The sequence below is a fragment of the Pelagicoccus mobilis genome, assembly GCF_016595505.1.
In the GTDB taxonomy this organism is placed as follows: Bacteria; Verrucomicrobiota; Verrucomicrobiia; order Opitutales; family Opitutaceae; genus Pelagicoccus; species Pelagicoccus mobilis.
The window spans coordinates 63864-76080 of record NZ_JAENIL010000023.1; the positions used below are offsets into that span (position 1 = coordinate 63864).

Consider the following 12217-nt stretch of genomic DNA (forward strand, 5'->3'; position numbering starts at 1 on the left):
ATTAGACGCGGACGGTAATTGAGAAGGCCTGGGTTTCGCCGGGACCGACTTCGTGTAGGCCGATTTCGTTTTCGGGGGCGTTGGGCGGTCCCATCCAGGGCTCGATGCAGAAGAAGGGGGCGGCGTCAGATTCTGTCCAGGTGACGAGCGCGTATCCAGGATTAGGGGTCGCTTGGGTGCCGACTTCGATTTCTAGCTTGGAGTCGTCTGTCTTGCAGCGGCACTCGACGAGTGGGCTGGTGAGTTGATAGTGGATACGGTCGACGATGGCGGGGTTGTCGATCGACTCGAGTTTCTTGTGCCCTTTCACGGGATCGAGGCTGCCGTTGGGCGCGTGGCGGACGGCGTGCTTGGCTGGGATGCGAAGCTCGTAGTCGCCGCGGCTGGTGCCGTCGAGCCAAGGGATGGTGAAGTAGAAGTGGTGTCCTGCGGACCAAGGGATGGAAACCGTGTCGTGGTTGGAAAGGCGGAGTTCGACGCTGAGCTCCTTTTCTTGGAAACGGTAGATGACTTCGAAGTCGTATTCGAAGGGGTAGCCTTCTTGGGCGGCTGCGTCGGGAAGGAGCCGCGCCGCGAATCCGGTTTGGTCGACGCGGCTGATTTCGAATTGGCCCTGTCTGGCGTAGCCGTGCATGGGCATGGGCAATGTCTCGCCGGACGGGGCGACCCACTTTTGGAATTCGCCTTTTGAGTAGGTGCGGGCGGAGAAGGGGAAGAGGATGGGGTTGCCGCCGCGGGCTTTGACCAGCTCTTCTATTTTGCCGATTTGTGGCCAGTGGACGATGTCTCGGAAGCTGCCGTCTGGGTAGCTGAGATTCCAATTCATCAAGCGGGCTCCGCGGGTCGGCGAGGCGAGGAAGGTGGACGCGCCTACCTGCCAGCGATAGATTGTTTCTCCAAGGTACTCTATTTCCTCCATGTTGTTGGCTTGGGATCAAAGTCGTTTTGCGGGAATTTGGAAACGAAAAGTGCAGCAAAGCGCGTCCTTTAGAAACATTGGGTGGAATATCGTGGGAGTTCTGCAATGGGTGGGTCTTGCATTTCGTGTTTCTCTTTAACACGATGAGTAAACCCATGATAATTCGTTGCTGTACCCTGCTTTGCCTTTTTTTGGCGGCTCGTTTTGTGTGTCCCGTCGCGTCGGCTCAGGCTGTCGCTGGATCGGCGGAAGAAGCTGCTTCCGCGGGAGATTTGGAAGGTCCGAAGTTCTATGTGATCCCGGTGCAAGGGCCGATCGGCCCGCCGACGCTTTTTGCGGTGAGAGGCGGGGTCAAAACTGCGATCGCGGAGGGGTATGACCATGTGGTGTTGGATATGGATACGCCGGGCGGCAGGCTTGATTCAACCCTGGAGATTATGGAGGTGCTTGATCGTTTCCCGGGCAAGACGATCACTTATGTGAATGAGGAGGCTATTTCTGCGGGCGCGATCATCTCTGCGGTGACGGATGAGATCTACTTCACTTCGAAAGCGGTGATTGGCAGCGCGGAGCCGGTGACGGGACAAGGGGAGGATATCAACGAGTCGATGAAGCGGAAGCTGATGTCTTATCTGAACGCGAAGATGGAGGCTTACACGGACGAATATCCGTTTCGAAGCGATGTGATTCGGGCCATGATGGATCCGGAGTTCGAGTTCAAGATCGGGCGGGAAGTCATTTCCCCGAAGGGGGAGCTGCTGAACCTGACAGCAAAGCGTGCTCACGAGGAGTACGGGAAGCCTCCAATGCCTCTGCTCGGTTCCGGGATCGTGGACGAGCTGGATACTTTATTAAGTAGTTTGAGCACGGATACGGATCCTGTGGTGACGCGTTTCGAGGCGACTTGGTCTTTGAATTTGGCGGAGTTTATCGTGAGCTTGGCGCCGTTTCTATTGGCGATCGCGATTATCAGCGTTTACGTGGAGTTCCAGACTCCGGGCTTCGGGATCTTTGGGATCACTGGAGTAGTCTGTTTTCTGATCGCGATTTTTGGGCACAACGTGGCGGGGCTTTCCGGGCACGAGCCGCTGTTGTTGTTTGTGATCGGGATGATCTTGCTGAGCTTGGAGTTGTTCTTGGCTCCGGGGACTCTGTTTTTTGCCATCCCTGGATTTATCGTGTTGCTTGTTAGTTTGATTTGGGCGATGGCGGACGTGTGGCCTTCGGAGACGCCGGATTTCGAGTGGACCTGGGAGATGTTTGAGAGGCCGATCCAAAACCTGCTGGGCGGCTCGATCATGGGGATTGCGATCATATTGCTGCTGGCCCGCTTTTTGCCGAAGACGTTTTTATGGAATCGCTTGGTATTGGACGAATCCTTGGCTGGCGCGAGTGTGGAGAGTTTGTCGGAAAGCTCGAGCGAAGTAGAGGACAGTCTCGTTGGCCAGGTGGGGATCGCTGCCACTGACATGATGCCAGGGGGGCAGGTCGACGTTGCGGGACGGCGCGTGGAAGCGAAGTTGAATTTTGGCTCGGTCGATCGTGGCGCGGAAGTTAGGTTGATCTCGAAGTCCGATTTTGGATACATAGCAGAGGAAGTTGAGTAATGAGCTTGATTGTTGGACTAATGGTGCTGGGCCTCGGCTTGGTAATGTTGGAGATTTTTATTCCTGGAGGGATCGTGGGCGTGTTTGGGGGGATCAGCATGATCGCTGCCGTGGTGATCGCGTATCAGGATCTGGGAACGGAAGGGGCTCTCATCACATTTGGCATCGGCCTTGTGGGATTGGTGGCCTGCTTGTGGTTTGAGTTTAAGGTGCTTCCAAAGACGCCGGCAGGGAAACGTCTGTTTTTGCAGGATCAGGTGGCTGGCAAGAGTCAGCACGATGTGGCGGACCAGTCGATGATCGGGAAAGAGGCTACGACGGCTACGGCTTTGGCTCCTTCCGGCTATGTGATTCTTGATGGTAAGAAATTGGAGGCCTTTTCGAAGAGTGGCTTTTTAGAAAAAGGGGAGTCGGTGACTATCGACTCGTATGATCAATTTAAAGTAACTGTATCCAAAAAATAATTATGAGTAGTACAATGTTTACGATCGGCCTCGCGGTGTTGGGGCTTCTTGGTTTGGTAGTTTTTCTCTACCTTCTTTCGTTCTTTAAGACTTGGTTGAAGTCAGTTCTGGCGAAAGCGACGGTTGGCTTTACCACTTTGGTGGCGATGCGATTGCGTCAGGTGCCGTATGGAATCGTGGTGGATGCCAAGATCACGGCGGTTAAAGCGGGTATTGATCTGACGGAAGGTCAGTTGGAAGCTCACTACTTAGCGGGAGGAAATCTGATCCCGACTGTGCAGGCGATCATCGCTGCGAAAAAGGCGGGCATCAAACTCGACTGGGAGCAGGCTTGCGCGATCGATCTCGCGACCAAGGGGTCTGGCAAGTCGGTTGTGGAAGCGGTGCGTACCTCGGTTGACCCGAAGGTTATCGATTGCCCGAGTCAGGACAGCACGAAGAAGTCGATCGATGGTGTGGCGAAGGACGGTATCCAGGTGAAGGCCAAGGCCCGTGTGACGGTGCGTACGAATTTGGAACGTTTTGTCGGTGGAGCGAAAGAGGAGACGATCATCGCTCGTGTAGGCGAAGGTATCGTAACTACGATTGGTTCGGCTGACAGCTATAAGACGGTATTGGAAAGTCCGGACAGCATTTCGAAGGTGGTGCTGGATCGTGGATTGGACGTTGGAACGGCGTTCGAGATTTTGTCGATCGACATCGCCGACGTGGACGTAGGGCAGAACGTGGGCGCCTTGCTCCAGGAAGCTCAAGCTGAGGCGAACAAGAACATGGCCCAAGCTCAGGCTGAAATTCGTCGTGCAGCGGCGGTTGCTCTCGAGCAGGAAATGCAGGCCAAGGTGCAGGAGATGCGTGCGAAGGTAGTGGAAGCCGAGGCCCAAGTGCCTCTGGCTATGGCTGAAGCGTTCCGTAGTGGAAATCTGGGGATCATGGACTACTACAAGATGAAGAATGTGGAGTCAGATACCAACATGCGCGATTCCATTTCAGGTAAGGGAGATAGCGAAAGCGAGGCTCGATAGCCGATCATGGATTGGCTTTTTGACAACTTAGGGAAGCTCGCCCCGATCGTAATCTTCCTGCTCTATATGATCTCCTCGATGAAGCGAGGAGGTCAGGAGGAGGAAGAACCTGATCCGCAAGCGGCGGAGCGGGCGCGTAAAATCCAGGAAGAGATTCGCCGAAAGATCCTCGAGCGTCAACGAGGCGACGGTGAGCCGACGGGCCGTCCGCCCGAGCAGCCTCAGCCGATTGAAGAGACTATCTTTTTCGAGGAGGAACCTGAGCCTTTCAGAGCTCCGGAGCCGCCGGTGCGGACCTTGCAACGAGAAGAGCCCGAGCCGGCTCCGACGGTGGTGGTCGATCCTTATGTGCAGAAACGCCGCGAGGTTGAGGCTCAAATGGAAGAGGCCAAACGGATGCAGGAAGCTGCTTTGCAGAAGGCGAAGTCAATCTCCAAAGGGAAGGGTGGTGGAACTCAGACCATGGTTCCTGTGCCGATCGCATCAGGGGAGATACGCGACCGACTAAAACTTGGACTAGAGGACCGCGATTCGCTCAAGACGGCTATCGTACTCAAGGAGGTCTTAGATACTCCGGTCGCGATGAGATGATTTCGAGGTAGGGCTCGACCGCCGAGCGAGCTGCATTGATAAAATCAAGCTTTCGCGGTCCGCCCGGCGATCGGAACCTACCTTTAACAAGAAAGCCGCAGCGTGTTTGCTGCGGCTTCTTTTTTGAAAGGTTGTGAAGGTTGCCTTAGCTCGCGGAGCTGTCGACGTTGTGCATGTAGACGTCCTGTTGCGGGAACGGGATGGAGACGCCTTCCTTGTCGAGGCGTTGCTTGATTGTCTTTTGGAAGTCGAAGAAGACGCCCCAGTAGTCCGAGGTTTTTGCCCAAGGACGGACGACGAAGTTCACGCTGCTGTCGGCTAGTTCGGATACCTCTACCTGCGGGGCGGGGTCGTTGAGGATACGGTCGTCGGCGTTGAGGACGTCGAGGATGACGTTTTGTACCTTGTCGAGGTCGTCGGAGTAGCTGACTCCTACGGTCATGTCGACGCGACGCGTGTCGTTGGCGGTGATGTTGGTGATGCAGCCCGCCATGATGGAGGAGTTCGGCATGATGATCTTCTTGTTGTCAGGGCTGTGCATGACGGTGACGAGGACGCCGATTTCCATGACCTTGCCGATCTGCCCGCCTGCGTCGATGACGTCTCCGATGCGGAAGGGGCGGAACATGATGATGAGCACGCCAGCGGCGAAGTTTGAGAGGGAGCCTTGCAGGGCGAGACCGACTGCGAGGCCGGCGGCACCGAGGATGGCTACCAATGAAGTGGTTTGAAAGCCAACTTGCTGCGCGGCGGCGAGGATGACGCAGATCATCAAAACGTAGTAGATGATGCTGGTGCCGAAGGAGATGAGCGCCGGATCGACGTTTCGTTTCTCCATGGCTTTGCGGATGCCGTTGCGGACCATGCTGACGATCCACTTTCCGATGACGAAGATGACGATCGCGTAGAGCACGTTGAGGGCGTTGTCTACGATGATGCCTTGGATCTTCTCGATCGTCTCGGGCGAGATGATGGTGGAGGAGGCCTCTTGAGTTGTTGCTGATTCTTCTTGTGCCATAAATGGGTTGGTTAACTAGGTTTAGGAATGAAATGTAAGAAAGTGGTAAACTCCGATTAAATCGAATGTTTTCGTTGGCTATGAGCATTTTATGAAAGCTCAAGAAGCCAGGGTACTTACAACGTTCCTCTGGGGGCTCCCAGCGGGATCCTCATGCCCCAGCGAGGGGCGCAACAGAAAGAGGGGGAGGGCTCTTAGAAGCCGCCGGCGATCAAGTTTTGGGAGAGCTCCTCGGAGTCTAGACCGTCTTCGTTTTCGGATGGGACGTTTTCGGTTTTCATCGGGTACTCGACGATGAAATCCTTGAAGTGGATCAGCTCGAAGCGGCCGTCCTCGTGCTCGGCGATGGCGGATAGCGATTCTACCCAATCGCCTGAGTTCAGGTAGTGTAGGTTGTCGAATTGCTTGTCGGCGGGGGTGTGGATGTGACCGCAGATCACGCCGGTGCAGCCACGCGACTCGGCGAGCTTGGCGAGTTTTTCTTCGAAGTCGGAAATGAAGTTAACCGCCTTTTTGACCTTCGCCTTAATGGATTTGGAAAGGGAGTAGTACTCTTTGCCTCGCCAGGAGCGGTACTTGTTGTACCAGCGGTTGAGGTTCATGAGCATCTTGTAGCCCCAGTCGCCGAGGTGGGCGAGAAAGGTGAAATTCTTGGTAATGGTATCGAAAACGTCGCCGTGGAGGACGAGATAGCGTCCGTTGGGATTTTCGTGGATGTAGTCCTCGACGATTTTGACGGTGGCGAACTCCATGGGGAGGAATCGGCTGAGGATGTCGTCGTGGTTGCCTCGGAGGTAGATGACTTCTTGTTGCTGCTTTTCGACGCGCTTGAGGATGTAGCGGACGAATTTGGTGTCCGTCTTGGTCCACTTGCTGCCGCGTCCGAGCTGCCAGCCGTCGATAATGTCTCCGTTTAGGACGAGGCGGTCGCACCGGGTATTCTTGAGGAAGTGCAGGCATTCCTTCGCCTTGCAGTTCTGGGTGCCGAGATGGACGTCCGAGATGAAGATCGTCTTGAATCTGAGCGGAGGCTTCTTCATGAGTTGCGAGCTAACCGAGGAAATGGGTGCTGTCTTGCTCTGTGGTAATGACGCTCGAATACGTGGGCGCGAGTCAATAGTTTTTGATCATGCGAGATGTAACCTCAGTGTCACTCCTTGGTTGCGAAAGAGTCACAAATGCCTGAAAATAGACAAGTTAGCGTTGAAGATGTTCGCCCCTTGGCGCGAATTTATTGCCTGAGCGGTTGCACCGCGGTAGGGAAGACGGAGCTGGCCCTGAGTTGGGCGGAGCGCTTTGACGCGGAAATTGTGAACTGCGATTCGCTGCTATTTTATCGTGGAATGGATATCGGCACCGCGAAGCCGAATCGAGAGGAGCAGGAGAGGGTGCCGCACCATTTGATCGATATTCTAGAGCCTGCGGAGCAAATGGATATCGGCCGCTACATCGATCTGGCGATCGGGACCATTCGCGAGATTCAAAGTCGAGGTCGAAGGGTTTTGGTGACGGGAGGAAGTGGATTTTATTTGAAGGCCTTTTTCGCGCCGGTTGTGGATGCGGTAGCGGTGAGCGAAGAGTCGTCGCAGCTCGCAGGCTCAATTCTGGAAAAAGGACTGGATGCGGCTGTATCCGAACTGCTGAGACGCAATCCGGATGGCTTGGACGGCTTGGATGTGGATAATCCGAGGCGGGTGATCAAGGCTTTGGAGCGGTGTATCGAATCGGGGAAGACTCTCCAGGAGCTGAAGTCAGATTTTGCGGGGCAGACGAATGCCTTGGTGCAGGCGGATAAATCGCTCTGTATCTTGGAGCGTGAGAAAGAGGAGCTGAACGAGCGGATCGCCCAGCGCGTGGGGATCATGTTGGAGCAGGGCTTGCTCGCTGAAGTGGAGGCGTTGCTTGGCAGGGGGATCGAGGCGAATCCCAGCGCGTGCAACGCAATCGGGTATCGTGAAGTTATATCGTATCTGAAGGGTGAATACGATATCGATTTGATGGAGGAAAAGATCGCGACCAACACGCGCCGGCTGGCGAAGAAGCAGCGGACTTGGTTCCGGGGGCAGTTGCCGGAAGAAAGGCGTCAGCTTGAGCTTTCTGGCCGGAACCGGGTGGATTTAACGGAGTTGTTTGAGGAAATCCTCTAGGAAAATTGCCTCGCCTCTTACCGAGGGAGGCATCAAATCTGGCAGAAAATGAGTGATTTGAACGAAAGAGAAGAGGACGAAATCGTAGACCTCGACAGTTGTGCTAAAAAGAAATCGATCTTTATCGCGGCCGCGGTCACGGCGGTTTTGGGTTTGGTTGGCTACAGCTATATGTTGCTGGGCATCCACTTTGTGATTGGAGGCTTTGCGGCGGCAGGGCATTTTGCGAAGCGGCACAGCATCTCGTTTTCCTCGATGATTGGGGCGAAGCTGGGGGCCTTGTCTGCGTTCTTGGGTATGCTGGTATCGTTTACGGTGTTCGCGATTGTCTTCTACACGGGGTTCACGGAGGAGGATTTCGAGCCGCTGCGTGAGCAGATTCTCCAGACTCTTTATGAGGACGGGCAGCCGGATGCGGCTGAGTATGCGGAGAATATGACTTTGGAGCAGGTACGCCCGCTCATTTTAGGCGCGATGATCACGGTCGGTTCCGTGGTGTCTTTGCTTCTAGGAGCGCTGGGTGGCGTGATAGGAGCGGCAATGTTCAAGCGAGGACCGGAAGCGAAGTAAGGAGGCCAAGCACGATGTACGAGATTACGATTTTTGTATCGAAGGAAGAGTTCGAGATTTTGGAAGAGGCGGTCTTCGAGGTGGAGGACGCGACGCGTTGGAACCTTTTTGAGGATTTCGAAGCCAAGGGCTATCGGGTGCAGGGGATCTACGAGTCCGAGGAGGAGGCTCGGGATGCTTGGGCGGAGCTTTCTGGAATCGCCGAAGTGAGTGGCGAGGCGAAGATTCGTCAAATTCAGGACTCTGACTGGAAGGACAGCTACAAGGAGCATTTTAAGCCTTGGTCGATTGGTCCATTACATTGGGTGCCGGTGTGGTTGAAAGGTGAATACGATATGCCTGAAGGGCATGAGGCGGTGTGGCTCGATCCTGGAATGGCGTTTGGCACTGGGAATCACGGAACGACCCGCTTGTGCGTGGAGCGTTTGATCGAAGCTCGCGAGCGAATCGGGGCGGATCAGGTTTCCGGCCTGAAGGTTGTCGATGCGGGTTGCGGATCGGGGATCCTTGCGATTTCCGCGAAACGGCTTGGGTTTGGAGAGGTGACTGGTTTCGACAACGATCCGGATGCAGTTCGTATCGCTGTTGAAAATGGCGAGTTGAACCAGACGCCTGAGGTTCCGTTTACGGTAGGCGATTTAGAGTCTGGCTTCGCGGATCAACCGTATGATCTGGTGTTAGCCAATATTTTGGCGGTGGTACTGATCGAGTTTTGCGAGCAGATCGCGCCGGTCGTGGCGGACGGCGGGACGCTGATTCTTAGCGGTATCCTGACGCATGAAGCTGAGAAGGTTAAAGCTGCCTTTGAACCGCTCCGTGACTGGAAGGATATTCAGATTCACGAGCTTGGCGAATGGTCGAGTGTGACCTTGTTGGCTTAGATGCTTTGGCTTTTTGAACTGGTCGATAGCTGGAAAAATGAAAGCCTTCGTATTCTCAGTTCTAATACAATTTTTTGTACCTTCTGTGTTTTCGTCGGAAGAGAAGGTCTATTCCAGAATCGTTGCCGATTTCAACGAGGACGGCATTATTGACGTGGCATACTCCGAGCCGGGACTTTGCGGAAACGCGGGTTGCTGGTGGAGCATCCACAAGGGGAGAGGAAATGGTTTTTACGAGAAGGAAGTCCTGTCAGCATTCTTTCATCCGCTCGCAGTGAACATTTCGATGAAAGAAGGTAAGCCAGTTGTCACTATCTACCACCGAGCTGGAGGTGGCGAAGGCCAGTTGATCGAGTACGAACCAAATAGCAACGAACTAACTAAGATTTCCGAAAGGACCATCTACCCAGATGACAACGGTAACGCAAAAGACAGATTGCTATACGAAGAGCTTTTCGGAGATCTAAGAAACAATCGAATTGATGAGACCATTTCCGAAGTGGAATACCTAGAGCAAATCGAAAAGATCAGAGCAAACCAGGCGATAGGGCAATGACGGAGCATCGCCCTCCTATTTTGTGGCGGCTTTGAGTTGTTCTTCGTTGAAACGGTGGAGTTGCCACTCGCCGAGACACTGGGCTCCTTGGGATTTGTAGAATTCGAGGGCAGGGGTGTTCCAGTCTAGGGCAACCCATTCCATGCGTCCGCAATCTTCATCGAGAGCGACTTGGGCGACTGCCTTGAAAAGGGCTTTGCCCATTCCATGCCCTCGGTATTCAGGTTTTACGTACAAGTCTTCTAGGTAGATGCCTGCCTTTCCGACGAAGGTAGAGAAGTTGTAACAGAAAATCGCGTACCCGACGGGTCCATCTGTCTCGTGTTCGGCAATCAGGCCGCGGGCGGCGGGACGTTCTCCGAAGAGAGCTTCGTGCATTCGTCCTTCCGTTGCCTCGAGCTGATCGAGCAGTTTTTCGTATTCCGCAATTCCGCGAACGAGTTCGAGAATGACGGGAATATCTTGCTCGGCAGCTGGGCGAATTTGGAAGGAAGGCATTTGTGATCCTAGTCTTGGAATAGTTCTAGGGCTCTGGGGCGGTAGGCGCTGGCCCAGTCTGGCGTCTCTGCTGGCTTCTGCTCGATGTCGTTTGCGGAGTCGGGAAGCTCGATGCCGGCATCGTGGATGTGGTTCAAGGCGTTGATGGCGTAGATGCTGAGAATGAGTTCGTATTTGGGGAAGTGGGAATACTCTACGAGCAAATCAATGGCTTTTGAGCGGGCGGCGTCGTCTGAGGAATGAAGGGCGACGACTTCGGCGGCGGTTACGGCGACGATAGGCTCTTTGTCATCGAGGGCTGCGATTGCGCTAGGCATCGCTTTCTCGATTTTAGCGGGCTTCGAACTGAGGAGTTCGACGAGACGCCAATATTTGGAGATTTTTGAATTGGGAGTTTTCTTGCGGTTTTGATTGGGCTCGAAGTAGTGGGCGAAGGCTTCGGCGGGAGATTCGCCCTTGGCCATTACCTCGCGAAGCATCGGCTCTGGAATGAAGGATAGGTCGCGGGTGCGGTTCTGGTGTTGCTGAAGGGCGTCGCGAAGTTGGTTGAGCTTCTTGCGGTGTTTTTTGCTGGCTGCGAGGTTGACGGTTTCGTGCGGATCGCTGGCGAGATCGAAAAGCTCTTCTGCGGGATGTGGTTGCCAGAAGGCGGATTGGACGTCGTTGAGTTTTCCGTCATTGAAAAGTTGATACCACATGTTGGTGGTGTTGGTTTGCTGTTGGTAGTACAGATATTGCCCGTGAGGGAGATGCGGGTAGTAGTTGCGGATGTAGACGTAGCGGCCGTCCGTGACGGTGCGGCAGGAATCGGGTCGCTCGTCCATGCGGCCTTTGAATCCGAACGAAAAGGCGGGAGCTTTGGTTTGGTATTCTCCTAGGAAGGCTTTTCCGTGGTAGTAGGAGGGAGGCTTTATGCCGGCCAGAGAGAGTGTAGTGGCAGCGTAGTCGACAAAGCTGACCAGACGATCGCTTGTGCCGCCTGGTAGGTATTCGCTCGGGGCGAGGTGCTTGAATTTTTCCGGGACGTGGACCATGAGGGCGACGTGCAGGCCGGACCAGCCTGGGTAGCGCTTGCCGCGCGGCATGCCGGAACCGTGGTCGGACCAGAAAATGACGATCGTGTCTTCGGCGAGTCCGGCTTCTTCCAGTTCGTCCAGGCGAGCTTGGAAGTGGTTGTCGATGAGAGTGAGGCGATCGTAGTATTGGGCCCAGTCCTTGCGAACCTCGGGGATGTCGGGATGGTAGGGTGGAACCGGGGCGAGGGCGGGATCGTGCTGAGGGTTTTTGTTCTCGTTGCGGATCTGGCTTTCGTGGGAGGCGGTGTAGTTGAAGATGGCGAAGAAGGGCTGATCCGGGTTTGGACGGTTCTTCCAGTGGGCGGTTTTGGAGGAGTCGTCCCAGCCTTTGTCGTCGGTGAGGAGGTTGTAGTCTTCTTTGTTGTTGTTGGTCGTGTAGTAGCCTGCTTCGCGAAGGTAGGTGGGGAAAAACTTGAGGTAGCTCGGGGAGGGGACGCGGCTGCGCATGTTGTGGGCTCCGAGGCTTGGTGGGTACATGCCGGAGATGATGGTGGTGCGGGCGGGAGCGCAGACGGGGGCGTTGGAGCTGGCCTTGGTGTAGCGCAGCGCTCGCTTGGCGAAGGTGTCGAGATTTGGGGTCGTCGCGTATTCGTCGCCGTAGCAGCCGAGATGTGGTCCGTGGTCTTCGGCGGAGATCCAGAGGATATTGGGGCGATCCTTGGCAAAGAGCGCTGAGTTTAAGCAGAAAAGAGCGAGTAGCGTAAGTAGCTTGGGGAATTTCATAGGGTGGATGTGACTTTGGCTAGTTCACGAAGAAGAGCAACGACCGAGTGACTGGAAGACACCGAACCACCGATATTTTGTACTCTAAAATTAGAGTGAACCCATGGGGCTTCATTTCGTCGCCTAATTTTACGTATTACCGATT

Annotated in this window: 13 protein-coding genes; 8 read left to right on the forward strand and 5 right to left on the reverse strand. The window is 54.8% G+C overall.

What is annotated here, in order from left to right; translation table 11 throughout:
- Window position 1: 1 nt before the first annotated feature.
- Window positions 2-919: an aldose 1-epimerase gene (locus JIN87_RS13540; protein WP_200356106.1), complete on the reverse strand. Its 918-nt coding sequence runs from the start codon at window positions 917-919 to the stop codon at window positions 2-4.
- 143 nt (window positions 920-1062) lie between these two features.
- On the opposite strand from JIN87_RS13540, the gene JIN87_RS13545 reads away from it, so the two are divergent.
- Genes JIN87_RS13545 through JIN87_RS13560 form a run of 4 tightly spaced genes read left to right on the forward strand, consistent with a single transcriptional unit; the run spans window position 1063 to window position 4603 of the window.
- Complete coding sequence (locus JIN87_RS13545) at window positions 1063-2526, forward strand: NfeD family protein (protein WP_200356107.1); 1464 nt, start codon at window positions 1063-1065, stop codon at window positions 2524-2526.
- On the forward strand, window positions 2526-2990 hold the full coding sequence (locus tag JIN87_RS13550; RefSeq protein WP_200356108.1) for an NfeD family protein: 465 nt from the start codon (window positions 2526-2528) through the stop codon (window positions 2988-2990). The genes JIN87_RS13545 and JIN87_RS13550 overlap by 1 nt, the downstream gene beginning before the upstream one ends.
- 2 nt (window positions 2991-2992) lie before the next feature.
- The gene (floA, locus tag JIN87_RS13555; protein ID WP_325176385.1) at window positions 2993-4012 is read left to right on the forward strand and encodes a flotillin-like protein FloA; all 1020 of its coding nucleotides are present in this window, start codon (window positions 2993-2995) and stop codon (window positions 4010-4012) included.
- 6 nt (window positions 4013-4018) lie between these two features.
- Window positions 4019-4603, forward strand: coding sequence for a hypothetical protein (locus tag JIN87_RS13560; RefSeq protein ID WP_200356109.1), 585 nt, complete (start codon window positions 4019-4021; stop codon window positions 4601-4603).
- Window positions 4604-4748: 145 nt separating this feature from the next.
- Here the strand turns inward: JIN87_RS13560 and JIN87_RS13565 are convergent, their stop codons facing one another.
- Window positions 4749-5621, reverse strand: a complete 873-nt coding sequence (locus tag JIN87_RS13565; RefSeq protein WP_200356110.1) for a mechanosensitive ion channel family protein — start codon at window positions 5619-5621, stop codon at window positions 4749-4751.
- Window positions 5622-5815: 194 nt separating this feature from the next.
- Window positions 5816-6661: a UDP-2,3-diacylglucosamine diphosphatase gene (locus tag JIN87_RS13570; protein ID WP_200356111.1), complete on the reverse strand. Its 846-nt coding sequence runs from the start codon at window positions 6659-6661 to the stop codon at window positions 5816-5818.
- A gap of 138 nt (window positions 6662-6799) precedes the next feature.
- Here JIN87_RS13570 and miaA point away from each other — a divergent pair, with 138 nt between their 5' ends.
- Genes miaA through JIN87_RS13590 form a run of 4 tightly spaced genes read left to right on the forward strand, consistent with a single transcriptional unit; the run spans window position 6800 to window position 9775 of the window.
- Window positions 6800-7768, forward strand: a complete 969-nt coding sequence (gene miaA / locus JIN87_RS13575; protein ID WP_200356112.1) for a tRNA (adenosine(37)-N6)-dimethylallyltransferase MiaA — start codon at window positions 6800-6802, stop codon at window positions 7766-7768.
- A gap of 48 nt (window positions 7769-7816) precedes the next feature.
- Window positions 7817-8338: a hypothetical protein gene (locus tag JIN87_RS13580; protein WP_200356113.1), complete on the forward strand. Its 522-nt coding sequence runs from the start codon at window positions 7817-7819 to the stop codon at window positions 8336-8338.
- 14 nt (window positions 8339-8352) lie between these two features.
- A complete protein-coding gene (locus JIN87_RS13585; protein WP_200356114.1) occupies window positions 8353-9219 on the forward strand; it encodes a 50S ribosomal protein L11 methyltransferase in 867 nt (288 codons plus the stop codon).
- Window positions 9220-9256: 37 nt separating this feature from the next.
- Window positions 9257-9775, forward strand: coding sequence for a hypothetical protein (locus JIN87_RS13590; RefSeq protein ID WP_200356115.1), 519 nt, complete (start codon window positions 9257-9259; stop codon window positions 9773-9775).
- A gap of 15 nt (window positions 9776-9790) precedes the next feature.
- Here JIN87_RS13590 and JIN87_RS13595 read toward each other — a convergent pair whose 3' ends face one another.
- Both JIN87_RS13595 and JIN87_RS13600 read right to left on the reverse strand, forming a co-directional pair.
- A complete protein-coding gene (locus JIN87_RS13595; RefSeq protein WP_200356116.1) occupies window positions 9791-10273 on the reverse strand; it encodes a GNAT family N-acetyltransferase in 483 nt (160 codons plus the stop codon).
- Window positions 10274-10281: 8 nt separating this feature from the next.
- Window positions 10282-12072 carry a sulfatase family protein gene (locus JIN87_RS13600; RefSeq protein WP_200356117.1) on the reverse strand — a complete coding sequence of 597 codons (1791 nt, stop codon included), beginning with the start codon at window positions 12070-12072 and terminating at the stop codon, window positions 10282-10284.
- Window positions 12073-12217: the final 145 nt, after the last annotated feature.

Coding starts and splice junctions, on each gene's coding strand:
- JIN87_RS13590 (WP_200356115.1), top strand. CDS start 9,257: ATGAAAGCCTTCGTATTCTCAGTTCTAATACAATTTTTTGTACCTTCT.
- JIN87_RS13540 (WP_200356106.1), bottom strand. CDS start 919: ATGGAGGAAATAGAGTACCTTGGAGAAACAATCTATCGCTGGCAGGTA.
- JIN87_RS13595 (WP_200356116.1), bottom strand. CDS start 10,273: ATGCCTTCCTTCCAAATTCGCCCAGCTGCCGAGCAAGATATTCCCGTC.
- miaA (WP_200356112.1), top strand. CDS start 6,800: ATGCCTGAAAATAGACAAGTTAGCGTTGAAGATGTTCGCCCCTTGGCG.
- JIN87_RS13550 (WP_200356108.1), top strand. CDS start 2,526: ATGAGCTTGATTGTTGGACTAATGGTGCTGGGCCTCGGCTTGGTAATG.
- JIN87_RS13565 (WP_200356110.1), bottom strand. CDS start 5,621: ATGGCACAAGAAGAATCAGCAACAACTCAAGAGGCCTCCTCCACCATC.
- JIN87_RS13600 (WP_200356117.1), bottom strand. CDS start 12,072: ATGAAATTCCCCAAGCTACTTACGCTACTCGCTCTTTTCTGCTTAAAC.
- JIN87_RS13560 (WP_200356109.1), top strand. CDS start 4,019: ATGGATTGGCTTTTTGACAACTTAGGGAAGCTCGCCCCGATCGTAATC.
- JIN87_RS13580 (WP_200356113.1), top strand. CDS start 7,817: ATGAGTGATTTGAACGAAAGAGAAGAGGACGAAATCGTAGACCTCGAC.
- JIN87_RS13570 (WP_200356111.1), bottom strand. CDS start 6,661: ATGAAGAAGCCTCCGCTCAGATTCAAGACGATCTTCATCTCGGACGTC.
- JIN87_RS13545 (WP_200356107.1), top strand. CDS start 1,063: ATGAGTAAACCCATGATAATTCGTTGCTGTACCCTGCTTTGCCTTTTT.
- floA (WP_325176385.1), top strand. CDS start 2,993: ATGAGTAGTACAATGTTTACGATCGGCCTCGCGGTGTTGGGGCTTCTT.
- JIN87_RS13585 (WP_200356114.1), top strand. CDS start 8,353: ATGTACGAGATTACGATTTTTGTATCGAAGGAAGAGTTCGAGATTTTG.